Origin of the sequence: Pseudoxanthomonas sp. SL93 (assembly GCF_026625825.1) — a bacterium.
Classification (GTDB): domain Bacteria; phylum Pseudomonadota; class Gammaproteobacteria; order Xanthomonadales; family Xanthomonadaceae; genus Pseudoxanthomonas_A.
In genome coordinates, this window is sequence record NZ_CP113065.1 from 1,592,930 (window position 1) to 1,616,627 (window position 23,698).

The following is a 23,698-nucleotide window of genomic DNA, read 5'->3' on the forward strand; positions in this document are numbered from 1 at the left end:
CGCTGACTCAATCCTGCGAACGCTTCGTCGCCGTCTTGGCCTCGGTACCGAAGTCGGCGATGCGCCACAGGTACTGGCTGGCGTAGGTGCGATAAGGACCCCATTTCTCGCCGCGCGCCAGCAGCTCCTTCGGTGTCGGCATGACCTCCTGCTTGTCGACGAACTGCGCACCCTTGCGGATGCCCAGGTCATCGATGGGCAATACATCGGGCCGCCCCAGCCGGAACATCAGCATCATCTCCACCGTCCAGCGCCCGATGCCGCGGATGGGCACCAGCGCCGCGACGATCTCGTCTTCGTGCATCGTGCACATCTGCCGCAGCGTGGGGATTTCGCCGCGCTGCTCGCGCGCCGCCAGGTCGCGCAGGGCGAGCGACTTGTTGCCCGATACGCCGCAGGCACGCAGCGCCGCGTCATCGATGCGGCCCAAGGTATCGAAATGCAGCCGCGTGCTGCCGATGGCGGCCTCGACACGCCCGACGATGGTGGCCGCGGCCTTGCCGCTGAGCTGCTGGTAGAGGATGGCGCGTGCCAGCGCGTCCACCGGGTCGAAGGTCTTCTTCCAGGTGGGTTGCGGTTCGATGTAGCCGATCCGCTTCATCCAGGTGCCCAGCTTGCGATCGCGCCGGGTCAGGTGGTCCCAGGCCTGTTCGGTATCGAAGCCGCGCGCGTGGCGTGGCATGGCGTCAGCGCCGCACCGCGTCGATCGCCCACACCACCCACCCCGCCATCAGCAGGATGCCGCCCGCGGGCGCCAGCAACGACGACATGCCCGCGAGCACCTTGAGCGACAGGCTGCCGGCGAACAGCAGCGTGCCCAGCAGCAAGGCATACAGGCCCGTCTTGCCCATGCGGCGCACGGTACCGGCCGTCAGCGCCGCCAATGCCAGACCATGGCCGAAGGCGAACATCGCCGCGGTCTGCAGGTTGGCCTGCGCCTGCCCTTCCGCGCCGTGCGAGGCATAGGCGGACAGCCCGACCGCCATCGCGGCCAGCACGCCGCCGCACAGGGCGAGGAAGGAGGGTTTGCGTTGGCGGCGATCGTAGTTCATCAGCACGGGAGGCCTCGGGGAAGGACCGGCATCCTGCCAGGCGGCGGAAGAAGAGCGGAGCGGGTTTGCAGTAGCGGAAATGCAACGCGCCGCATGAAGCGGCGCGTTGGGGACACATTCGGCATCACGGACTGGTGTCCGCGCCGCGTTACTGCTTGACGGCCCAGTAGATGTCGAACTTGCCGTCTTCCAGGAACGCGCCATCGACGCCGGACTTCCAGGATTCGAACGGACGGTCGACCACTTCGTGGCCGCTGGTGACGGCCCAGGCACGCAGGGCGTTGCGCTGGTTGTCCAGCTCGGCCATGTAGCCGGTGTAGCTGGCGAAGGCGGACTTGCGCGGCTCGACGCGGACGTACTCCACGGGGGCGCCGGCCGGGATGGTGACGGTCAGCTTGCCGGTGGCGCCGGCCTTGCGGACGGGCTGGGCCACGTCGAAGGCGTACTTCTCGGCACCGAAGTCGGTCGTGATGATGCGGACCGGACCGGCGGCTTCCAGGCCGTTGGCTTCCATCGTGCGCTTGATCCATTCCTGGTTGGACTTGATCGAGGCCTTGATGGCGTCATTGTTGCGGTCGATGTTGCCGGCGACGACGACCAGCAGGTCTTCGGCGGGCAGTTCGACGATCTTCAGGTCGGTCAGCGGGCTGCCTTCGGTGCGGTAGTCGAAGTTCGGCACAGTGGCCAGCATGTTGGTCAGCTTGGACAGGCCGGCCTTGACGGCATCGCCGACGTGGCGGCTGACGTACATGCCCGCATAGCGGCCCAGCAGGTTCCAGTCGTAGCTGACGTCATACGACTGGGTGATCTTCACGTTGCGGTTGTTCTTGCCGGTGGGTTCCAGGCTGAACGTGCTGCGCTTGTCGTCACCCATGCGCTTGTCGACGATGGCATAGGTGATCTTGCCGGGACCACCGGTCGGCGCCGGGCGCTCGCTCTCGATGATTTCCCAGCTGCCCTGGCCCCAGGCGGCATTGGTGGAGTTGTACTCGACCTTGGCGCCCACGCCGGAATTGGTTTCACCGCCGCCGGAGTACGACAGCTCGTTGGCCGCGCTGGGAATCAGCGGGTTCCAGTCCTTCAGGCGACGCACGTTGTTCAGGGTATCGAACACGATGGTCATGCGGCGATTGGTTTCGACGCTTTCTTCAAGATGGCGCTTGGACGGCAGGATCAGGCCGATCACCAGAAACAGCGCCAGAACCAGCGCCAACGCAATCACGAACTCGATCAAACGGGTCATTCAGGAGTCTCCGGGGGCCGGTGCCTCGGCCGTCAAAAAAAATGCACCGCGCATCCTAGCAGGGTTGACGGCCTTCGGGCAGCCCATCTGACACCGGTAGGCCGCCCCGTTGCGCACCGCACCACGGGCCTTTCCGCCCTTCCGGTGACGCGGCCGCGGGCATACGGCCGCGTACGCCTGCGGCGCCCCGGCTCAGACCAGTTGCAGCTCGAATGCCTTGAGGACGGCCCGCGTGCGGTCACGCACGCCCAGCTTGGAAAGAATGTTGGACACGTGGTTCTTGATGGTGCCCTCGGCCACGCCCAGCGAGTTGGCAATTTCCTTGTTGGAGAAGCCGCTGGCCATCAGCCGCAGGATCTCCGTCTCGCGATCGGTGAGGGGATCCGGGCGGTCGAGGCTGACGAAATCGTTGCGCATGTGCTCCAGCCCCGACAGCAGGCGCTGGGTCACCGCCGGTTGCACCAGCGAGCCGCCGTCGGCCACCGTGCGGATGGCGCCGACCAGTTGTTCCAGCGACACATCCTTCAGCAGATAGCCCTTGGCCCCGGCCTTCAGCCCCGCCAGCACCAGCTGGTCGTCGTCGAAGGTGGTCAGGATGATGGTGGGGGGCAGTTCGCCCGTGCGGGCCAGGGCCTGCAGGGCTTCGAGCCCCGACATCACCGGCATGCGCATGTCCATCAGCACCACGTCGGGCTTGACCTGCGGCACCAGTTCCACGGCCTGTCGGCCATCGGCGGCCTCGGCCACCACCTCGATACCGTCGTCCAGCGCCAGCAGGGAACGGATGCCCTGGCGGACCAGGGTTTGGTCGTCGACCAGACAGACACGGATCATGGGTTGCCTCCTGAGCTGAGCTCGGGTGTGGGTTCGGAAAGGGGATTCGGCGTGGCGGTCAGGCCATTGCCGGCGTCGTTCACGGGCAGTGCGATGTGCAGGCAGAAGCCCTTGCCGGGGCGGGTTTCGATGACCAGGTCACCACCGTACTGGGCCAGGCGTTCGCGCATGCCGGTCAGGCCATTGCCGGAGACCACCTGGTCGGCGCCGTTACCGTCGTCGCGCGCATCGATCAGGATGCGGTAACCGTCGCGCCGGCAGTGCACCCACAGGTTGCGGGCGCCGGCGTGGCGCACCGCGTTGGTGATGATTTCCTGGGTACAGCGCAGCAGCACGTGCGCCCTGTGCGGGTCTTCCAGGGTCAGCGGCTCCTCGATGTCCATGTGGATGGACAGCGACGGCACCTTTTCGGCCAGCGGGTACAACGCGGCCCCCAGGTCGATGGCGCCGCTGTCGCGCAGCTGGCTGACCGCCTCGCGCACGTCCGTCAGCAGCAGCCGTGCCAGCGTGTGCGCCTGCTTCACGTGGTCCTGTGCGCGGCCTTCGGTCATGTGCCCGGCCACTTCCAGGTTCAGGCTGAGCGCGGTCAGGTGGTGGCCCAGCAGGTCGTGCAGCTCGCGGGAAATGCGCGTGCGTTCGTTGACGCGGGCGCTCTCGGCCAGCAGCACGCGGGTCGCCCGCAGTTCGGCGTTCAACCGGCGCTGGTCCTCGCGGGCCTGCGCCTGCTGGCGCGCCACGAAGGTGGTGATCAGCACGAAGGCCGAAAAGCCCACGTAGAACATGGACTGGAACAAGGCTTCCCAGAAGTTGAAGTCGTCGCGGGCCATGAACGACGGCACCAGCAGCACGTGCGCCGCGAGCAACCAGGCCACGGCGAAGCGCAGCTCCAGCAGCCACGGCAGCACGCCGGCCATGATCAGCAGCAGCACGGCCCCGAGGCCAGTCTCGGTATAGGCGCCCACCCCGATGGCGGCGGCGGTAAGCACCATGGCCAGCGGGACATTCCAGGCCAGCGGGAGCCCGGACTTGCGGCCATCCAGTGCACGCGTCGCCAGCCAGTAGCCGGCACCGAAGCTGAAATAGCACAGCGCGGTCAGCGGCAGGTTGACGCCGCGGCCGTCGGTGGCGCTGGACGGCGGCAATACCCACACGTTCAGGATGATGGGGATTCCCACCAGGGCCCACGTGTAGAGCCCGGCAGCGCGCAGCAGGCGGGTATGGCTGAGTCGTCCCAACATCCAGTCATCTTAGGCTGAATCGGGGGCGCTGCCGTCCCAACTAAAGTCATGTGGGCGCCGGGCGCATGCCGGGCGGGTTCATGCTCCGCTCACCCGATGCCTCGCCGCCCCTGCACGGCCATGCGATAATCCGCCGTCGGCCGTGCGCGGCGACACGCCCACGCTGCCCCGCAAGACCCGTACGGAGTCAGGTAATGTCGATTGTCATCCGCGACGTGCGCGAGCACGAGCTGGATTCCGTCCTAGCCCTCAACAACAACGCCGGACTGGCCATCCTGCCACTGGACTCGGCCAAGGTGCGCCGCTTCTACGAGCAGGCGGAGTACTTCCGCGTCGCCGAGCGCGACGGCAACCTCGCCGGCTTCCTGGTCGGGTTTGGCTCCGGCGCGGACCACGACAGCAGCAACTTCGGCTGGTTCCGCGAGCGCTACCCCCAATTCTTCTACATCGACCGCATCGTCGTGGCCAGCCGTCGCCGCGGTGGCGGTGTCGGCCGCGCGTTCTATGCCGACGTGCAGAGCTATGCCGAACTGCGCCATCCGCAGCTGGCCTGCGAAGTGTTCCTCGACCACGGCGCCGACCCGGCGCTGCTCTTCCACGGCAGCTTCGGATTCCGCGAAGTCGGCCAGCACATGATGGGCGAAGCCAATGTGCGCGCCAGCATGCTGATGAAGGAGCTCTGCAGCTACCCGTGGGTGCGCGAGACCTACGGCGATGCCCTGCCCGACGTCCCGTGGACACGGACGCGTACCCTTGCCCATCCCGGCGCCCAGCGCCCGACGGGAACATGAGCGTGACGCAAGCCCACATGGATTACGAACAGGCCGGCGAACTGAAGATCGGCCAGGTCGGCATCGCCAACCTCCGCATCCGCACCCTCGACGTCGCCCAGCTCACGCGTGAAATGCGCGACCGCGTCGAACGCGCGCCCAAGCTGTTCGGTCGTGCCGCCGTCATCATCGATTTCGGTGGCCTGGCGCGCATGCCCGACGTCGACACCGCCCAATCCCTGCTCGACGGCCTGCGCAGTGCCGGCGTGCTGCCGGTGGCGCTGGCCTACGGCTCGCGCGACACCGAAGTGCTGGCCGAACAACTTGGCCTGCCGCTGCTGGCCAAGTTCCGCGCGCAGTACGAACCGACCGGCGCCGCTCCCGCACCGGCCCGGGCGCCCGCCGCCGAGGCCGCTCCCGCGAAGCCGGCACCGGCGCCCGCAGCCAAAGCCGCCGACAGCAAGCCCGGCCTCGTGCAGAAGACACCCGTGCGCTCGGGCCAGCAGCTGTATGCTGAAAACCGCGACCTGACCGTGCTCAGCACCGTCGGCGCCGGTGCCGAAGTGATCTCGGACGGTTCCATCCACATCTACGGCGCATTGCGCGGTCGCGCCCTCGCCGGTGCGCGCGGCAATGCCGACGCGCGCATCTTCTGCCGCGAATTCCACGCCGAACTGGTCGCCATTGCCGGCCACTACAAGGTGATGGAGGAAGTACCCAAGGAACTGCGCGGCAAAGCCGTGCAGATCTGGCTGGACCAGGACCAACTCAAGATCGCCGCGCAGGAATGATGCGCGGCGTTACCCCGAATAGAAGAACGACCAAGGAGAACACCGTTGGCTGAAATCATCGTAGTCACTTCCGGCAAGGGCGGCGTGGGCAAGACCACCACCAGCGCCAGCATCGCCTGTGGCCTGGCGCGTCGCGGCAAGAAGGTCGCGGTCATCGACTTCGACGTCGGCCTGCGCAACCTCGACCTCATCATGGGCTGCGAACGCCGCGTCGTGTACGACTTCGTCAACGTCACCCAGGGCGAGGCCACGCTGAAGCAGGCCCTCATCAAGGACAAGCGTTTCGAGACGCTGTACGTGCTGGCCGCCTCGCAGACCCGCGACAAGGACGCACTGACCAAGGAAGGCGTGGAGAAGGTGCTGAAGGACCTGTCCGATGACGGCTTCGACTACGTCGTTTGCGACTCCCCGGCCGGCATCGAGAAGGGCGCGTTCCTGGCGATGTATTTCGCCGACCAGGCCATCGTGGTTGTGAACCCGGAAGTGTCGTCCGTGCGCGACTCCGATCGCATCCTCGGCCTGCTGGACTCCAAGACCCGCAAGGCCGAGAACGGCGAGACGCTGAAGGCCAACCTGCTGCTGACGCGCTACAACCCGGCGCGCGTGGAAGGTGGCGAGATGCTCAGCATCAAGGACGTGGAAGACGTGCTGGGCCTGAAGACCCTGGGCGTGATCCCCGAGTCCGGCGACGTGCTCAACGCCTCCAACAAGGGCGAACCGGTCATCCTCGACCTGGAGTCGCCGGCCGGCCAGGCTTACGACGACACCGTGGGTCGCCTGCTGGGCGAAGACCGCCCGATGCGTTTCATCACCCTTGAGAAGAAGGGTTTCTTCACCAAGTTGTTCGGAGGTTGAACATGGGCCTGTTCGATTTCCTCAAGGCGAAGAAGAACACCGCCGAGACCGCGAAGAACCGCCTGCAGATCATCATCGCGCAGGAACGCAATTCGCGTGGTGCCCCCGACTACCTGCCGCTGCTGCGCCGCGAGTTGCTGGAAGTCATCAAGAAGTACGTCAACGTCGATGTCGATGCGGTCAAGGTGGACCTCATCAAGGACGGCGACCACGACGTGCTGGACATCTCGGTCGCACTGCCGGAAGGCAATAACTGATCACGCCGGGCGGAGCAGGCTCCGCCCGCAACGCCCCTCTCTGAGGCGGAACCCGTTCCGCCCTTCGCGACATCGCCATGAACGTTGCCGTCGCTGCTGCCGATGCCGCCGTACCGGACGTGCTCTGCGTCCGCGACCTGCCGTTCGCCACGCTCGAAGCGCTGCTTGCGCAACACGACCTGCGACTGCATGGCGTGGAAGATGGCGCACCCATCCCCGGCAGCTTCTGGGGCGAACCCGAAGCGGGCGTCATTGCCAGCAACGTGTACGTGCGTGGCGACACGCCGGTGCATTCCCTGCTGCATGAAGCCTGCCACCTGATCGTGCTGCCGCCGGAACGCCGTGCCCAGGTACATACCGACGCCACCGACTCGGACCTGGAGGAAGACGCCACCTGCTGCCTGCAGATCATCCTGGCCGATGCGCTGCCCGGTGTGGGACGCGCGCGGCTGATGGCGGACATGGATGCCTGGGGCTATTCGTTCCGGCTGGGGTCGACGGCTGCGTGGTTCGAACACGACGCGGAAGACGCCCGTGCCTTCCTGAAGCAACAGGGCCTGCCCCACCGCTGATCCGGCGGCTGCATCATGGCGCGCTGCGGCGCGAGACTTCCTGCGGCGCCCCGCGTTTCCGTGGGCGCGGTTCGAACACGACGCGGAAGATGCCCGTGCCTTCCTGAGGCAACAGGGCCTGCCCCACCGCTGACCCGGCGGCTGCATCATGGCGCGCTGCGGCGCGAGACTTCCTGCGGCGCCCCGCGTTTCCGTGGGCGCGGTTCGAACACGACGCGGAAGACGCCCGTGCCTTCCTGAAGCAACAGGGCCTGCCCCACCGCTGACCCGGCGGCTGCATCATGGCGCGCTGCGGCGCGAGACTTCCTGCGGCGCCCCGCGTTTCCGTGGGCGTGGTTCGAACACGACGCGGAAGACGCCCGTGCCTTCCTGAAGCGCCTGCGCCTGCCCTTGTAGGAGCGACGTCAGTCGCGACCGCACGCTCCGACAACCAGGACACCCCGCCTCAACTCACAAGAGGAAACGCGGACAAGGCCAGGTTCGCCGCCAATGCTTCCCCACTCCACTGGCGGTTCCGGCCGCAACTGGCGCCGGCCCCACAAGGAAGCCTCCGCCGCACTTGCACCCCCTCCCCCCGCCTCACTACCCTTCGGGTTCCTGCCTGCCGTACCTGAAGGACATCCCGTGAAGCAACGCCATCTCCTGCTCGCCATCGCCGTTGGCGCCTGTGTCGCCACCCTGGCCGCCTGCAAGAAGGACGAGCCCGCCGCCGAACAGGCCGCCGCGCCCGCCACCACGCCGCAGGGCGAGAGTGCCGACCAGTTCATCGCGCGCGTCAACGACGAGTACCGCAAGATGTACCCGGAACTCACGGCCGCACAGTGGCTGTCCAGCACCTACATCAACGACGACAGCCAGCTGCTGGCGGCCAAGGGCAACGAACGCTACCTGACCCAGCTCAACAGCTGGATCGAACAGGCCAAGAAGTACGAAGGCCAGAAGATGTCGCCCGAGACCGCGCGCGCCATCCAGCTGCTGAAGCTGGCCACCGCGATGCCGGCGCCTAAGGACCCGGCCAAGCTGGAGGAACTGACCCAGATCGCCACGCGCATGGAAGGCACCTACGGGTCGGGCAGCTACTGCACCGGCGAAGGCGACGCGAAGAAGTGCCGCCAGCTGGGCGAACTGGAAGACGTGCTGCGCAGCAGCCGCGATTACGACGCGCAACTGGACGCCTGGCAGGGTTGGCATACCGTGGCGCAACCCATGCGCAAGGACTACACGCGCTTCGTCGAACTGGTCAACGAGGGCGCCAAGGAAATGGGCTACGCCGACACCGGCGAGATGTGGCGCAGCGGTTACGACATGACGCCGGCGGAAATCGCCGCGGAGACTGACCGCCTGTGGGGCCAGGTCAAGCCGCTGTACGAACAGCTGCATTGCTACACGCGCACCAAGCTGCAGGCCACCTACGGCGTGGAGAAGGGCCAGGTCAACGGCCTGCTGCCCGCGCACCTGATGGGCAACATGTGGCAGCAGGACTGGGGCAACCTCTGGGACGTGCTGGAACCCTACAAGGGCGCCGGCAGCCTGGACATCACCGGCGCGCTGGAAAAGCAGTACCAGGCCGACTACCAGGCCGCGCTCGGCAAGGCCGGCCCCGGCCCGGGCACCGACAAGCTGTTCCAGGCCGAGCGTGAAGCGCAGTTGCAGGTGGCCAGGCAGATGACCGAACGCGCCCAGGACTTCTACACCAGCCTGGGCATGCCCAAGTTGCCGGAGAGCTACTGGACCAAGACCCAGTTCATCAAGCCGATGGACCGCGACGTGGTCTGCCACGCCAGCGCCTGGGACATGAACATGGCCGGCGACGTGCGCACCAAGATGTGCATCAAGCCGAACGAGGAAGACTTCACCACCATCTACCACGAGCTGGGCCACGTCTATTACTACCTGGCCTACAACAAGCTGCCGCCGCTGTTCCAGACCGGCGCGCACGACGGCTTCCACGAGGCCATCGGCGACACCATGGTGCTGGCGATGACGCCTGATTACCTGAAGTCGATCGGCATGGTCGATGCGCAGCAGCAGACCAACGAAGCGCTGATCAACGCGCAGATGCGCATGGCGCTGGCGAAGGTGTCGTTCATGCCGTTCGGCCTGATGATAGACCGCTGGCGCTGGGGCGTGTTCGACGGCACCATCAAGCCGGCCGACTACAACAAGGCGTGGTGGGAGCTGAAGGCCAAGTACCAGGGCGTGGCCCCGGTCGGCGCACGCAGCGAGGAGTTCTTCGATCCGGGCGCCAAGTACCACGTGCCTGGCAACACGCCGTACACGCGCTACTTCCTGTCGCACGTGCTGCAGTTCCAGTTCTACAAGGGCCTGTGCGATGCCTCCGGCTACAAGGGCCCGCTGTACAACTGCAGTTTCTACGGCAACAAGGTCGCCGGCCAGAAGTTCTGGGCGATGCTCGAGAAGGGCGCCAGCCAGCCGTGGCAGGGCACGCTGAAGGAGCTCACCGGCACCGAGAAGATGGATGCCAGCGCGGTGCTGGAGTACTTCGCGCCGTTGCAGGCGTGGCTGAAGCAGCAGAACGAAGGGCAGACCTGCGGCTGGCAGCCCACCGCTGCCGCACAGGCGCCCGCGCCCGCGCCTGCCACCAAGTCCTGAGGTGACGAAGACGGGCCGGCAACGGCCCGTCTTCTCTATCCGCTACCACATGGATGTATTAATGAATCCTCGCCTGATCGCTGCCCTCGTCCTGGGTCTCATTGCCTTCGCACCATCCCTTTCAGCACAAGCCACCCGCCTGCAGACTGACAGCGAAGCCAGCCTTACCCCGCGGCAAACCGCCCCCACCTGGAAACTCGCAGCATTTCCCGCACCAAGCACCACGTCGATCGGCTATCGCGAACTGCCCGTAAGGCGACTTCTGGACTTGCAGCACCGGAATGCCAGCCAGCGCATCAAGGCAACGCAGATCGGCATCGGCCGGACCCTCTTGGGTGAGGGAATGCAGCGCACCACGCCCGCGCTGCGCTGGATTCCCCTCAAGACTGGCGGCGCCGTGGCCCGCCTGCAGGTATCGTCTCCCGATGCCTTGGCACTGCGGGTGGGCCTGCAGGTCAGGATGCTCCATCCGCATGTCGAGCTGCGCTTCGCCGGGCAGGATGCCGCCTCGCAGGTCGTGGCCATGGTGACGGCGGCCGACGCCGCGCGCTCCGCGGACGGCAGTGGCATCTACTGGACACCCGCCACCGACGGCGCCGGCCAGATCATCGAGCTCTATCGCCCCGCGCATGTCGCCGCGAGCCAGGTGCGCGTGCAGGCGCCATTGCTCTCGCATCTGGTGAGCAACAGCCGCAACGACTTCAAGCTGATCGAGAAGGTCGGCGAATCCGGGAGCTGCAACATCAACGCGATGTGCAAGGTCGCCCAGCTGGGCCCCGCCTATGTGCAGGCCAAGAATGCGGTCGCGCATATGGTGTACGTGGAGAACGGCGCGTCCTACATCTGTACCGGCACGCTGCTCAACGACACCGTGGCAGCCACCCAGGTGCCTTACTTCTACAGCGCGGCGCATTGCATCGACAACCAGACCGTCGCCAGCACGCTCAATACGTACTGGGCCTACGAGAATTCCGCTTGCGGCACGCTGGATGCACAACGCCACTCGCCGTTGACCGGCGGTGCCGATCTGCTCTTCTCCGATGCCGTTACCGATGCGCTGCTGCTGCGCCTGCGCAATCCGGCACCCGCAGGCGCGACGTTTGCCGGCTGGGATGCCAGTCCGCTCGCAGCCAATGCGGAGATCATCGGCATCCATCATCCCTCGGGGGATGCGAAGAAGGTTTCGCTGGGACGGCATGTTAGCGACACGTATCCCCAACAGTTCACGGTGGGTTGGCAGGAAGGCACTACTGAGGGTGGCAGCAGCGGATCGGGCCTGTTCGCCCTTTACGCCGACAGCACATATCGGCTGCGCGGCGGTCTTTATGGCGGGAAGGCGTCCTGCAGCAATACCGGCTCGCTCACCAACACGGCCAACCGCGACCATTACTCACGACTGGACGTGATCTTCCCGCAGATCAAGCAGTGGCTGGCCTCGGAACCGGTGCGTGAAAACGGATCGCACGCACTGGTGCGCACCGCCGGTGCGGTCGCCCAAGGCCAAGGCACACGCACCGCGCAGACTGCGCCAACGCCTGCGCCCGTACAGTCGACGCCGAGCGAGCGACAGTCCGTCCGTCGTGTATCGCGGGGACGCAGTGGCGTGCTTGACCGCTGACCGGCCCCAACCGAGTCGATTCCGCACCAAGGCCGGCACATGCCGGCCTTTTTTTGTTCCGCCGGATGCATCCACTTCATCGTCGCCCCACACGGCACCACAAGAATCAGCACACCTTCCATTGCACCGGGTCGCCGATGCCCACCCTCTTCACCCATGCCCTGCTCCCGCTCGCTGCCGGCGTCGCACTGGGTAGCGCCCGCGTTCCGCCCCGTCTGGTCGCGGCCGGAATGATCGCCGCCGTCCTGCCGGATGCCGACGTGGCGATGTTCAAGTTCGGCATCGACTACGCGCATGCGTTCGGGCACCGCGGTGCCAGCCATTCGCTGCTGTTCGCGCTGGCATGCGGAATACTGGGCGCCGGCGCATCGCGCTGGCTGCACGCCAGTGCGCGCACGGCTTTCCTGTTCATCGCCCTCGCCGCCGCCTCGCACCCGTTGCTGGACATGCTGACGGACGGGGGCTTGGGCGTGGCGCTGTACTGGCCATGGTCAGATGCGCGGCATTTCGCGCCGTGGCGCGTGATCGAGGTCTCGCCGTTCGCCCACCGCTTCTTCAGCGCGCGGGGCGTGGAGGTAATGCTGTCCGAACTGCGCTGCGTGTGGTGGCCGGCGCTGACCGTGGCCGCCCTCGCCTTCTGGAGACGCCGCAGGAAATCCCTGTAGGAGCAACGTCAGTCGCGACCACACGGCCGGATTGGTCGATGGGACATGAAGAAACGTGGAGAACGCGACACCGGAAGCATCGCGGCTGCGGGCGCTGGCGCTGGTGTGTCTCAATCCGCGGTCGCGACTGACGTCGCTCCTACAAGAAGCGATGCGTCAGTTCACTTCCTGCGCGGGATCCGGCTTGCCGGCCTTCATCTGCTCGGCCAGCTGCGCTTCGAACTGCTCCAGGGTCAGGCCCTGTGCGGCGGCTTCGATCACCGCGGTGTCGCGCAGTTCGTCCGAATACACCAGCCTGACCGCATTGCCTTGCGCCTCATGCAGCTCGGCCGCCTGCTTGATCATCGCCAGCACTTCGGCGGCACTGTCGGAGCTGCCGGCGATGCGGCCGTCCAAGCCGAAGACCCACACCCCCGCCTGCCGCACGATGCCCGCCAGCAGGTCGCCCTGCGGATTGCGCAGCTCGGCATGCGGCTCGATGGCGGGGGCGTTCGCACGCGCCTGGTTGCGGAGCTTCTCGGCCTTTCGCTTCTTCGCCTCGCGGCGCGCCTTGGACTGGATGGACATGGGGGAATTCTCGTCGTTCAGAGGTGATCGGTGGGTTCCAGCGCCGCGCTCTCGCGGGGACAGGATGGCATGTCGCGGCTGACGCTGGCTTCCCAGCGCCACATCAGCCAGCCCAGCAGCGTGAAGCCTGCCATGCCCAGCGCCAGGTGCAGGCCGTGGTGGCTCAGCAGTGGCGACAGCACCCCGGCGATGATCGCGTTGACCACCAGGTTGCTGAAAGCCTGCAGCGACGACGCGGCGCCGCGCTGGCGCGGGTACATGTCCAGGATGGACAACGTCAGGATGGGGAACACCAGCGCCACGCCCAGCGCCGCCAGCGTCATCGGCATCACGGCCCACGGAATCCGCATCGCATCGCCCGCCCAGGCGTTGTAGCCCACGTTGGCCACCATCGCCACCGCCATGCAGCCGAAGCCGATGGCCACCAGCCGCCGACCCTCCACTCGGCCAGCGGAACGGCCCGACAGGAAGGCACCCAGCACCATGCCGCCGATCGTAGGCAGGAACAGCCAGGCGAACTGCTGCTCGTTCAGATGCAGCAGGTCCATCACGAACGCCGGCGCCGATGCGATATACAGGAACAGGCCGCCGAAGCTCAGCGAACCGGCCGCCGCCAGTCGCAGGAAGCGACGGTTGCCGAGGATGGCGAAGTAGTCGCGCAGCAGGTGGCGTGGCGACACTTTGAGGCGCACTTCCTTGGGGTGCGTTTCCGGCAGCCACGCCCCCACCGACAGCATCAGCAGCAGCGAGAAGCCGGCCAGGAACCAGAAGATCATCGGCCACGCACTCCAGCCCAGGATCCAGCCGCCCACGATGGGGGCGATGGCCGGCGCGATGCCGAAGATCATCGACACCTGGCTCATCAACCGTTGCGCATCGTCGCCGTGGTGCACGTCGCGGACCACCGCGCGGCCGACGATGAAACCCACGCCGGCCGACAGCCCCTGCAGCGCACGGAAGAACAGCAGGGTGCCCATGTCGGTGGACAGCGCGCAGCCCACCGATGCCAGCAGGAACACGGACAGGCCGCCCAGGATGACCTTGCGCCGCCCGAACGCATCCGACAGCGGCCCGTGCACCAGGCTCATCAGCGCATACGTCAGCAGGTACACGCTGATCGTCTGCTGCATGGCCACCTTGTCGGCGCCCAGCTGCGCGCCCATGGCCGGAAAGGCCGGGAAAATGGTGTCGATGGAGAACGGCCCGAACATGGCCAGTCCGCCCAGCAGCAGGGCCAGGCGAAGGCTGGAGACGGGTTTGGCGACGCTCATCGCAGGGGGAACTCCTGGCAGGTCCGGTGCCGCGTTCATGAACAGGCCGGGCCGGAGGGCTGCATAGGGTACGCCGAAACGCCGCGCGGACGCCCGCCGGGCTATAATCGCCGGGCAAGATCAGGTGGGAGAAGCCCGTCGCCCGCGACGTGCTGCCGAAGGCGCAAACGCCCGTAATCGCTCAGGCCCGATACCATCACCGCTACAAACACTCTGGAGAGACCAGCCGCCATCCGGTAGCGCTGGCGCCGAAGGGGCACGAAGCACGCGACCTCGTCCGCCGCGCTTCCAAACTCTCAGGCAGAAGGACAGAGGGGCACTCCACGCGCGGTTTCCGCGCGCCCGGTCCTATTGCCCCTTCCCGGATGCCCGCCATGTCCAACACCCCCTCCCTGCGCGAGCTCGAGCACCACGGTGCATTCCTCGAGCGCCACATCGGCCCCAACGACGCCGAGATCGCGCACATGCTGCGTACCGTCGGTTACGACTCGCTCGACGCGATGACCGACGCCATCGTGCCCGCCGGCATCAAGTCCACCGCGCCGCTGGCGCTGCCCGACCCGATCACCGAGGAAGAGGCACTGGCCAAGATCCGTGCCGTGGCCGACCGCAACCAGGTGTTCCGCAACTACATCGGCCAGGGCTACTACGGCACGCACACGCCCAAGGTCATCCTGCGCAACATCCTGGAGAACCCCGCGTGGTACACGGCCTATACGCCGTACCAGGCCGAGATCTCGCAGGGCCGCATGGAAGCGCTGATCAATTTCCAGACCATGGTCGCCGACCTGACCGGCATGGAGATCGCCAACGCCTCGCTGCTCGACGAAGCCACCGCCGCCGCCGAGGCGATGACGCTGGCAAAGCGTTCGGCCAAGTCGAAGTCGAACGTGTTCTTCGTGCACGACCGCGTGCACCCGCAGACGCTGGAAGTGCTGCGCACGCGCGCCGAACCGCTGGACATCGAACTGGTCGTCGGCAGCGCCGAAGACGCGCTCGCCACCGACGGCTTCGGCGTGCTGCTGCAGTATCCCGACACGCTGGGCGGCATCGGCGACCACAGGGCGCTGGCCGAGGCCGTGCATGTACGCGGCGGCCTGGTCGCCGTGGCCACCGACCTGCTGGCACTCACCCTGATCGCCGCGCCGGGTGAATGGGGCGCGGACATCGTGGTCGGCAACACGCAGCGCTTCGGCGTGCCGTTCGGCTTCGGCGGCCCGCACGCCGCCTTCATGGCGTGCCGTGACGCGTTCAAGCGCAGCATGCCCGGCCGCCTGATCGGCGTGTCGATCGATGCCGAGGGCAAGCCCGCCTACCGCCTGACCCTGCAGACGCGCGAGCAGCACATCCGCCGCGAGAAGGCCACCTCCAACATCTGCACCGCGCAGGTGCTGCTGGCGGTGATGGCCAGCATGTACGCCGTCTACCACGGCCCGGAAGGCCTCACCCGCATCGCCCACCGCACGCACCGCCTGGCCGCCATCCTGGCCGATGCGCTGCGCGCCGCCGGCGTCAGCGTCGGCGAGGGTTTCTTCGACACCCTGCATGTCAGCGGCATCGACGCCGCCGCCGTGCATGCCAAGGGCCGTGCCGCCGGCATCAACCTGCGTGCGCTCGACGCGCACAGCGTGGGCATCAGCCTGGACGAGACCACCACCCGCAAGGACGTGGCGGACCTGGCGGCCCTGTTCGGCGCGTCGATCACCGACATCGACGCCGCCGATGCCACCACCGCCGACGCCCTACCCGCCGCCCTGAAGCGCAGCAGCGCGTTCCTGCAGCACCCGGTGTTCAATACGCACCACAGCGAGCACGAACTGCTGCGCTACATGCGCGCGCTGGCCGACAAGGACCTGGCGATGGATCGCACCATGATCCCGCTGGGCAGCTGCACCATGAAGCTCAACGCCACCGCCGAGATGATCCCGGTGACTTGGCCGGAGTTCGGTGCCATCCACCCGCTGGCCCCGGCCGAACAGGCCACCGGCTACAAGCAGCTGATCGACGAACTGGAAGCCATGCTGGTCGAATGCACCGGCTACGACGCGGTCAGCCTGCAGCCCAACTCCGGCGCGCAAGGTGAATACGCCGGCCTGCTGGCGATCCGCGCCTACCATCGCTCGCGCGGTGAAGCGCACCGCGACATCTGCCTGATCCCCGAGTCCGCGCACGGCACCAACCCGGCCAGCGCGCAGATGTGCGGCATGACCGTGGTGGTCACCAAGTGCGACGCCAACGGCAACGTCGACGTCGACGACATCCGTCGTGCCGCCGAGAAGTACAGCGACCGCCTGGCCGCGCTGATGATCACCTACCCGTCCACGCATGGCGTGTTCGAGGAGGACGTGGTCGAGATCTGCCAGATCGTCCACCAGCATGGTGGGCAGGTGTATACCGACGGCGCCAACATGAATGCCCTGGTCGGCGTGGCCAAGCCCGGCAAGTGGGGTTCGGACGTCTCGCACCTCAACCTGCACAAGACCTTCTGCATCCCGCACGGCGGCGGCGGCCCGGGCGTTGGCCCGTGCGCGGTCAAGTCGCACCTGGCGCCGTTCCTGCCGCGCACGCTGGGCGGCGAAGGCGACGTGGGCATGGTGTCGGCGGCCAGCTTCGGCAGCGCCAGCATCCTGCCGATCAGCTGGATGTACGTCACGCTGATGGGTGCGCAGGGCCTGCGCAAGGCCACCCAGGTCGCCCTGCTCAACGCCAACTACATCGCCAAGCGGCTGGAACCGCATTTCGAGACGCTCTACACCGGCCGCAACGGGCTGGTGGCGCACGAGTGCATCCTCGACCTGCGCCCGCTGAAGGACAGCACCGGCATCAGCGCCGAAGACGTCGCCAAGCGCCTGATCGACTTCGGCTTCCACGCGCCCACGCTGAGCTTCCCGGTCGCCGGCACGCTGATGGTGGAACCGACCGAGAGCGAATCGCTGCACGAGCTGGACCGCTTCATCGACGCCATGATCGAGATCCGCGACGAGATCCGCGCGGTGGAAGACGGCCGCCTGGACCGGGAGGACAACCCGCTGAAGAACGCGCCGCACACCGCCACGATGGTGATGGCCAGCGAGTGGACCCACGCCTACCCGCGCGAACTGGCCGCCTTCCCGCTGGCCACGCTGAAGCTGCAGAAGTACTGGCCGCCGGTCGCGCGCGTGGACAACGTCTACGGCGACAAGAACGTCATGTGCGCCTGCATCCCGGTGGATGCGTACAAGGACGATGAAGTGGAGGCCTGAGCCTCACCGCCCGGTTCCGCACGACGGCCCCGCATCGCGGGGCCGTCTGCGTTTGCGCCCTGCCTGCAGCACACGGAAGTGACTTCTGGCGGCAGCCGAAGTGACTTGCGACCCTGTCGTCCCGCTTGCCGCGCCGGCTAGCCTGACGTTCCTGTCTTCCACCGGGATGCGTCATGCGCCTTGTCCTTCTTTCCTGCGCCGTGCTCGTCGCCGCCGCGCTGCTGCCGGCCGGTCACGCCCGCGCCGTCGATGCGCCCGCCTGCCATGCCGGCGCCTATCGCCTCCTTGATGGCAGCGTGGTGGAGATCGGTCGCGTCAGCGAACCGGCACAACTGCGCTGGCGGCGCGTGGATGGCAGCACCGGCCTGCTCTCGCCCGCGGACGATGCATGGCGCAGCACCACGGGCTGGACCGGCCGCCCCGACGGCAAGGTCGTGCGCTTCGGCGACTGCGCGGAAGCCCGCATCGACTTCGATGGGCAGGCCGGCTCGAAGATCGCCTTCGACATCACCGAAACGCGTTTCGCCGGCAAGGGCGAGCAGTTGCGTGGCCGGCTGGTGCTGCCGCAGGGTGATGGTCCCGTGCCGATCGCGGTCATCGTGCACGGGTCGGAGGACTACTCCGGCGTCGACTTCTATTCAGCACAGCATCTGTTCCCCGCGCAGGGCGTGGGCGTGTTCGTCTACGACAAGCGCGGCACCGGGCAGTCCACCGGCAAGTACACGCAGGACTTCCATCTGCTGTCCGACGACGCCGTCGCGGCATTGGCTGAAGCACGTCGCCTGGCCGGTCCGCGCGCGGCGCGCACCGGCTTCCTGGGCGGCAGCCAGGCCGGCTGGATCGCACCGCTGGCGGCCAGCAAGACCGGTGATGCCGCCTTCGTCGTGGTCGGCTACGGCATGGCGGACAGTCCGCTGGCCGAGGATCGCGACCAGGTGATGCTGGACCTGCGCCGCGCCGGGTACGGCGACGACGTGCTGGCGACGGCGCGCGAGATCACCGATGCCACCGGTGCCGTCGTGGCTTCGCGCCGCGAGGCCGACTGGGAACGCCTGGAGGCCGTCCGCCGCCGCTATGCAGGCGAACCCTGGTACCCCGCGATCAAGGGCGAGTTCAGTGGCCTGCTCCTGCAGCACACGCGGGAGCAGATCGAAGCCACCGCCGCGCAGCACGACAAGGGCACCACGTGGAATTACGACGCCCTGCCGGTGCTGCGGGCCCTGCGCATCCCGCAGCTGTGGATCCTGGCGGGCGCGGACCGCGAAGCGCCGCCGGAGGAAACCCGTCGCCGCCTGGTGGCGTTGGCGGAAGCGGGCCACCCGATCACCACGGTGGTATTCCCCGACACCGACCATGGCATCCGCGAATTCGAGACCGGTGACGATGACAGCCGCACGTACACGCGCGTCGCCGACGGATACCAGCGCATGCAGGCCGACTGGATCCTTACCGGCTCGCTGCCGGATGCCCCCTACGGGCGTGCGCAGCTGCTGGCGCAGCCAAGGCGCTGACGCAGCGCGCGATGATGCGACCGGCGATGATGGAGCCGTTATGATCGCGCCATGGCCAGCACCCTCGCCTTCTTCCTTGATGTCCTGATCTTCATCGTCCTGGCCTGGGCCGCCTGGCGGGCCGTGGCGCGCTCGATCCCCGTCGCCGTCATCCCGATCATCATCGGGCTGGTGCTGGCCGCCACCGGCGTGCTGCCCGCCGGCTGGGGCGTGCCGTCGAAGCTTGGTGACCAGCTGGGTTTCGTCGGCGTGCTGCTGCTCGCCTTCACCGCCGGCCTTGAAACGCGCCAGTCCGCGCACCTGCCCACCACCGCCGAAGCCGCTCCGCTGCCGCGCACGCAGGCGCTGCGTTTCATGGCCAGCGCCGGCATGGCGCTGCTGCTGCCGTTCGCACTGGGCACGCTGGCCGCGCATTACTACTTCACCGGCCTGCCGGGCTGGGACGCACCGCGCGGCGGCGCGTGGATGGGCTCGATGGCCATCGGCCTGTGCCTTGCGGTGAGTGCGCTGCCGGTGCTGATCGGCATCGTGCGCGAACTCGGTCCGCTGCATCGCCCGCTGACCCAGCTAGCGCTGCGCATCGCGGTGATCGACGACGCCGTGCTGTGGATCGGCCTCGCGCTGTTGCTGCTGGCCGCCGAGGGCGGTTCACTGCTGGCCGGCGCCTCCGTCCTGCACCTGCTCGCGCTGGGCGTGGTGATCCTGCTGGCCACCGCCGGCACGCTGGCGCAGCGGCTGCACGCACCGCCGCCGGCCTGGCTGGTGTGGGTGTCGTTGCCGGTCTTCCTGGTCACCGGTGCCTGGGCCAGTTCGCAGCTCGGCCTGCATGCCCTGCTGGGCGCGTACTTCGGCGGCGCGATGGTGCCGCCGGCGTGGGGCCGACGCTTGCCGGTGGAACGGCTGGGCCAGTTCGCGCTGATCGGGCTCGCACCGCTGTTCTTCGGCCACAGCGGCCTGAAGATCGACGGCAGCGTGCTGGGCTGGGCGTCGCTGCAGGCGTCGTTCGCGCTGCTGGTGCTGGCGGTGGTCGCCAAGCTCGCCGCCGTGCTGGCCTGTCCGCCGGCCTCGCACCTGTCCCGCCGCGACGCGCTGGCCGTCGGTGCGCTGCTGCAGTGCAAGGGCCTGATGGAAATCGTCGCCGCCACCATCCTGCGCGACAAAGGCCTGTTGTCCGAACACGCCTTCGCCGCACTGGTCACGCTGGCCGTGCTGTCGACGCTGCTGACCGGCCCGTTCTTCCGTGCGCTGGTGAAGCGCCGCGCCTCGCAAACGCAATCAGGCAGCCAGCCGGCCTGACGTCGCCTAGCCTGACGTCGCCTAGAAGGTGACCTTCACCGACGGCGCGCTGCGCCTGGCCTCACCGTGGTACACGGCTTCGATGTTGTTGCCGTCCGGGTCCAGCACGAACGCTGCGTAGTACCCCGGATGGTAGGGCCGCTCGCCCGGCGCGCCGTTGTCGGTGCCACCATTGGCCAGCGCGGCCTCGTGGAACGCCTCCACCGTCGCCCTGTCCCGTGCCTGGAACGCCAGGTGGTGCCGACCGGTCAGCTTGCCTTCCGCCGCCTCGCTGTCGGCAGTGGACACGAACAGCTCATCGGCCCAGAAATAATCGTCGGCGGTGCCGCCCATCGGCACGCCCAGTACATCGAACACCGCCGTGTAGAACGCGCGGCTGGCGTCGAGGTCGCGGACGACCAGTTGGATGTGGTCGATCAGCCGACCGCGATGCAGTTCCTGGGTTTCCATGGTGCGATCCTCGGTTGAAGAGCGGACAGTGATGGCATGGCATGCGGTCAGCGAGTGTCCGCGACCGGATGTCAGGGCCTCGTCAACGCGGCGTCAACGCGAGGTTCCGATGCCCCCGTGGCGAAGTGCACGTGCGGCCTCATGACGCGGCCTGCACATCTCCGGCTCGATCATCGCCGGCTGAAGGCCGCCAGCCTAGGTGGCCGTGCCGACCAGGAGACCCCACGATGGCCACGCGCAAATCCCCCACGTCCGCTCCCTCCACCGGCAAGGACAGCGCCGCGACGCCAGGCAACGGCGGCGAACTGCATTTCAGCGCCGGCGGCAGGCATCCGCCGCTGACCACCAACCAGGGCATCCCGGTCAGCGACAACCAGAACTCGCTGCGCGCGCACGATCGCGGGCCGACGCTGCTGGAAGACTTCATCCTGCGCGAGAAGATCACCCACTTCGACCACGAGCGCATCCCCGAGCGCATCGTGCATGCGCGCGGTTCCGGCGCGCACGGGTACTTCGAGTTGACGAAGTCGCTGAAGAAGTACACCACCGCGCGCGTGCTGACCGAGACCGGCGTGCGCACGCCGGTGTTCTGCCGTTTCTCCACCGTCGCCGGCGGCGCGGGCTCGGTGGACACGCCGCGGGACGTGCGCGGCTTCGCGGTGAAGTTCTACACGCAGGAAGGCAACTGGGACCTGGTGGGCAACAACATCCCGGTGTTCTTCATCCAGGACGCGATGAAGTTCCCCGACCTGGTGCACTCGGTGAAGATGGAACCCGACCGCGCCTTCCCCCAGGCCGCCAGCGCGCACGACACGTTCTGGGATTTCATCTCGCTGACGCCGGAAGCCTTCCACATGATCATGTGGGCGATGAGCGACCGCACCATTCCGCGTTCGCTGCGCATGATCGAAGGCTTCGGCGTGCACAGCTTCCGGCTGCTCGACGCCAAGGGCAACAGCACCTTCGTCAAGTTCCACTGGCGGCCGAAGTTGGGCATCCAGTCCACCGTCTGGGATGAAGCGGTGAAACTGCAGGCCGCCGACAACGATTTCCATCGTCGTGACCTGTTCGAGGCCATCCAGAAGGGCGACTTCCCGGAATGGGAGCTGGCCGTGCAGCTGTTCACCGAGGAACAGGCCGATGCCTTCCCGTTCGATCACCTGGACCCCACCAAGCTGATTCCCGAAGAACTGGTTCCGCTGACGGTGATCGGCCGCATGGTGCTGGACCGCTGGCCGGACAACTTCTTCGCCGAGACCGAACAGGTCGCCTACTGCCCCGCCAACATCGTGCCCGGCATCGATTTCAGCAACGATCCGCTGCTGCAGGGCCGGCTGTTCTCCTACCTGGACACGCAGCTTTCGCGGCTGGGCGGGCCCAACTTCCACCAGATTCCCGTCAACGCGCCGAAGTGCCCCTTCGCCAACCTGCAGCGCGATGGCCACATGCAGATGCAGGTGCCGAAGGGACGCGTGAACTACGAGCCCAGCAGCCTGCAGGCCGACACGCCGCGCGAGACGCCGGCCGGCTTCCGCAGCCATGCAACGCAAGCCGACGGCAACAAGGGGCGCGTGCGTCCGGCGAGCTTCGCCGACCACTACAGCCAGGCGCGGCTGTTCTTCCGCAGCCAGACCGCGCCGGAGCAGGCGCACATGGCGGCGGCACTGGTGTTCGAACTGTCGAAGGTGGAAACCCCGCATGTGCGCGAAGCCATCGTCGGCCACCTGCGCCATATCGACGCGGACCTGGCCAGGCGCGTCGCCGACGGCCTGGGCCTGGACGCGCTGCCGCCCGCCCCGCCCACTTCCGTCAAGCCGCAGGACATGCCGCCGTCGCCCGCGCTGCAGATCATCGGCAAGATGAAGCCCACGCTGCAGGGCCGCTGCGTCGGCATCCTGGTCGATGACGGTTCGGATGCCGCTGCGATTGCCGCCTTGCGCAAGGCCGCGGAAGCCGATGGCGCGCAGGTGAAGATCGTGGCGCCGAAGATCGGCGGCGCGAAGCTGGGCAACGGCAAGCGCCTGCCGGCAGACGGGCAGCTGGCAGGCACGCCGTCGGTGGTGTTCGACGCGGTGGCGCTGGTGCTGTCGGACGCGGCGGGCAAGGCGTTGGCGTCCGAAGCCGCCGCGGTGGACTGGGTGCGTGATGCCTTCGGCCACCTGAAAGCGATCGCGCACGACGAGGGCGCGGCCGCGGTGATCAAGGCCGCGGGCATCGGCAAGGACGCCGGCGTGGTGAAAGCGAGCGACACCGCTGCCTTCATCAAGGCCGCACGCACCCGCCAGTACGCGCGCGAGCCGCAGGTCCGCACCCTGCCCTGAACGCGCCCGCCGCCGAGGCCTCCGCCGGGAAACCCCCATGTCCGAAACGATCTACGACGCCCTGCGCGAAAGCCACGACCTGCAGCGTTCGCTGTGCCGGCGGATGCTGCGCTCCAGCCCCGGCACGGCCGCGCGCATCGCGTTGTTCAGTGAACTGAGGATCGTGCTGGCCGCGCATGCGGCGGCGGAGGAACGCTTCCTTTACGTGCCCATCCTGATGGACGACATGGGGCTGAACTCGTCGCGCCATGCACTGCACGAGCACCACCAGATCGACGAACTGGTCGAAGACCTGCAGTCGCTGGATCCGCGCCGCGCGGCCTGGCTGAAGAAGGCGCGCGCGTTGTCGGAGAAAGTGCACCACCATCTGCGAGAGGAAGAAAAGAAGTTCTTCCAGGTCTCCGGCAGGATCCTCAGTGCCACGAAAAAGGCGCAGCTGGCCCGGCAGTACCGCCGCGACTACGCACGCATGCTGGAGAAGCTGCATGCCGCATGACGCGGCAATACGGCAACCGGCGCGCATCGTGGCGCG

General features: G+C 67.5%; 21 protein-coding genes and 1 riboswitch. Of the genes, 13 read left to right on the forward strand and 8 right to left on the reverse strand.

Features of this window, described 5'->3' with window-relative positions; all coding sequences use genetic code 11:
- Positions 1 to 7: 7 nt before the first annotated feature.
- The 5 genes from OVA13_RS07470 to OVA13_RS07490 all read right to left on the reverse strand — a co-directional run bounded on the left by OVA13_RS07470 (position 8) and on the right by OVA13_RS07490 (position 4,367).
- Positions 8 to 682, reverse strand: coding sequence for a DNA-3-methyladenine glycosylase family protein (locus tag OVA13_RS07470; RefSeq protein WP_267793147.1), 675 nt, complete (start codon positions 680 to 682; stop codon positions 8 to 10).
- 4 nt (positions 683 to 686) lie between these two features.
- On the reverse strand, positions 687 to 1,052 hold the full coding sequence (locus OVA13_RS07475) for a DUF423 domain-containing protein (protein WP_267793148.1): 366 nt from the start codon (positions 1,050 to 1,052) through the stop codon (positions 687 to 689).
- A gap of 148 nt (positions 1,053 to 1,200) precedes the next feature.
- Entirely contained in the window at positions 1,201 to 2,295 is a 1,095-nt protein-coding gene (locus OVA13_RS07480) for a polyketide cyclase (RefSeq protein WP_267793149.1), read from the reverse strand.
- Between the two features lie 192 nt (positions 2,296 to 2,487).
- Positions 2,488 to 3,129, reverse strand: coding sequence for a response regulator (locus OVA13_RS07485; protein WP_267793150.1), 642 nt, complete (start codon positions 3,127 to 3,129; stop codon positions 2,488 to 2,490).
- The gene (locus tag OVA13_RS07490; RefSeq protein ID WP_267793151.1) at positions 3,126 to 4,367 is read right to left on the reverse strand and encodes a sensor histidine kinase; all 1,242 of its coding nucleotides are present in this window, start codon (positions 4,365 to 4,367) and stop codon (positions 3,126 to 3,128) included. The genes OVA13_RS07485 and OVA13_RS07490 overlap by 4 nt, the downstream gene beginning before the upstream one ends.
- Positions 4,368 to 4,561: 194 nt before the next feature.
- Here OVA13_RS07490 and OVA13_RS07495 point away from each other — a divergent pair, with 194 nt between their 5' ends.
- The 8 genes from OVA13_RS07495 (at position 4,562) to OVA13_RS07530 (ending at position 12,508) form a co-directional block, all read left to right on the forward strand.
- Entirely contained in the window at positions 4,562 to 5,158 is a 597-nt protein-coding gene (locus OVA13_RS07495; RefSeq protein ID WP_267793152.1) for a GNAT family N-acetyltransferase, read from the forward strand.
- A 2-nt stretch (positions 5,159 to 5,160) separates the two neighbouring features.
- The gene (minC, locus tag OVA13_RS07500; RefSeq protein WP_267793479.1) at positions 5,161 to 5,928 is read left to right on the forward strand and encodes a septum site-determining protein MinC; all 768 of its coding nucleotides are present in this window, start codon (positions 5,161 to 5,163) and stop codon (positions 5,926 to 5,928) included.
- A gap of 45 nt (positions 5,929 to 5,973) precedes the next feature.
- On the forward strand, positions 5,974 to 6,783 hold the full coding sequence (gene minD, locus OVA13_RS07505; protein WP_267793153.1) for a septum site-determining protein MinD: 810 nt from the start codon (positions 5,974 to 5,976) through the stop codon (positions 6,781 to 6,783).
- 2 nt (positions 6,784 to 6,785) lie between these two features.
- Positions 6,786 to 7,040 (forward strand): cell division topological specificity factor MinE, encoded by a 255-nt coding sequence (gene minE / locus OVA13_RS07510; RefSeq protein ID WP_056881383.1) that lies wholly within the window; start codon positions 6,786 to 6,788, stop codon positions 7,038 to 7,040.
- Positions 7,041 to 7,117: 77 nt separating this feature from the next.
- Complete coding sequence (locus OVA13_RS07515; RefSeq protein ID WP_267793154.1) at positions 7,118 to 7,612, forward strand: hypothetical protein; 495 nt, start codon at positions 7,118 to 7,120, stop codon at positions 7,610 to 7,612.
- A gap of 624 nt (positions 7,613 to 8,236) precedes the next feature.
- Positions 8,237 to 10,225 (forward strand): M2 family metallopeptidase, encoded by a 1,989-nt coding sequence (locus OVA13_RS07520; protein ID WP_267793155.1) that lies wholly within the window; start codon positions 8,237 to 8,239, stop codon positions 10,223 to 10,225.
- Positions 10,226 to 10,286: 61 nt separating this feature from the next.
- Complete coding sequence (locus OVA13_RS07525) at positions 10,287 to 11,843, forward strand: trypsin-like serine peptidase (RefSeq protein WP_267793156.1); 1,557 nt, start codon at positions 10,287 to 10,289, stop codon at positions 11,841 to 11,843.
- 137 nt (positions 11,844 to 11,980) lie between these two features.
- Positions 11,981 to 12,508, forward strand: coding sequence for a metal-dependent hydrolase (locus tag OVA13_RS07530; protein WP_267793157.1), 528 nt, complete (start codon positions 11,981 to 11,983; stop codon positions 12,506 to 12,508).
- Positions 12,509 to 12,664: 156 nt separating this feature from the next.
- On the opposite strand, the gene OVA13_RS07535 is transcribed toward OVA13_RS07530, so the two are convergent.
- On the reverse strand, positions 12,665 to 13,075 hold the full coding sequence (locus OVA13_RS07535) for a hypothetical protein (RefSeq protein ID WP_267793158.1): 411 nt from the start codon (positions 13,073 to 13,075) through the stop codon (positions 12,665 to 12,667).
- Positions 13,076 to 13,092: 17 nt separating this feature from the next.
- Positions 13,093 to 14,346: a multidrug effflux MFS transporter gene (locus tag OVA13_RS07540; RefSeq protein WP_267793159.1), complete on the reverse strand. Its 1,254-nt coding sequence runs from the start codon at positions 14,344 to 14,346 to the stop codon at positions 13,093 to 13,095.
- Between the two features lie 203 nt (positions 14,347 to 14,549).
- Positions 14,550 to 14,668, forward strand: a riboswitch (glycine riboswitch).
- Positions 14,669 to 14,711: 43 nt separating this feature from the next.
- Between OVA13_RS07540 and gcvP the strand changes: the two genes are divergently transcribed.
- The 3 genes from gcvP to OVA13_RS07555 all read left to right on the forward strand — a co-directional run bounded on the left by gcvP (position 14,712) and on the right by OVA13_RS07555 (position 20,395).
- Positions 14,712 to 17,588, forward strand: a complete 2,877-nt coding sequence (gene gcvP / locus OVA13_RS07545) for an aminomethyl-transferring glycine dehydrogenase (RefSeq protein WP_267793160.1) — start codon at positions 14,712 to 14,714, stop codon at positions 17,586 to 17,588.
- Positions 17,589 to 17,761: 173 nt separating this feature from the next.
- Positions 17,762 to 19,099: an alpha/beta hydrolase family protein gene (locus OVA13_RS07550; RefSeq protein WP_267793161.1), complete on the forward strand. Its 1,338-nt coding sequence runs from the start codon at positions 17,762 to 17,764 to the stop codon at positions 19,097 to 19,099.
- 51 nt (positions 19,100 to 19,150) lie between these two features.
- The gene (locus OVA13_RS07555) at positions 19,151 to 20,395 is read left to right on the forward strand and encodes a cation:proton antiporter (RefSeq protein WP_267793162.1); all 1,245 of its coding nucleotides are present in this window, start codon (positions 19,151 to 19,153) and stop codon (positions 20,393 to 20,395) included.
- Positions 20,396 to 20,416: 21 nt separating this feature from the next.
- Here OVA13_RS07555 and OVA13_RS07560 read toward each other — a convergent pair whose 3' ends face one another.
- The gene (locus tag OVA13_RS07560) at positions 20,417 to 20,845 is read right to left on the reverse strand and encodes a VOC family protein (protein WP_267793163.1); all 429 of its coding nucleotides are present in this window, start codon (positions 20,843 to 20,845) and stop codon (positions 20,417 to 20,419) included.
- Positions 20,846 to 21,072: 227 nt separating this feature from the next.
- Here OVA13_RS07560 and OVA13_RS07565 point away from each other — a divergent pair, with 227 nt between their 5' ends.
- Both OVA13_RS07565 and OVA13_RS07570 read left to right on the forward strand, forming a co-directional pair.
- On the forward strand, positions 21,073 to 23,166 hold the full coding sequence (locus OVA13_RS07565; RefSeq protein ID WP_267793164.1) for a catalase: 2,094 nt from the start codon (positions 21,073 to 21,075) through the stop codon (positions 23,164 to 23,166).
- A gap of 37 nt (positions 23,167 to 23,203) precedes the next feature.
- Positions 23,204 to 23,662, forward strand: coding sequence for a hemerythrin domain-containing protein (locus OVA13_RS07570; RefSeq protein WP_267793165.1), 459 nt, complete (start codon positions 23,204 to 23,206; stop codon positions 23,660 to 23,662).
- Positions 23,663 to 23,698 lie beyond the last annotated feature (36 nt).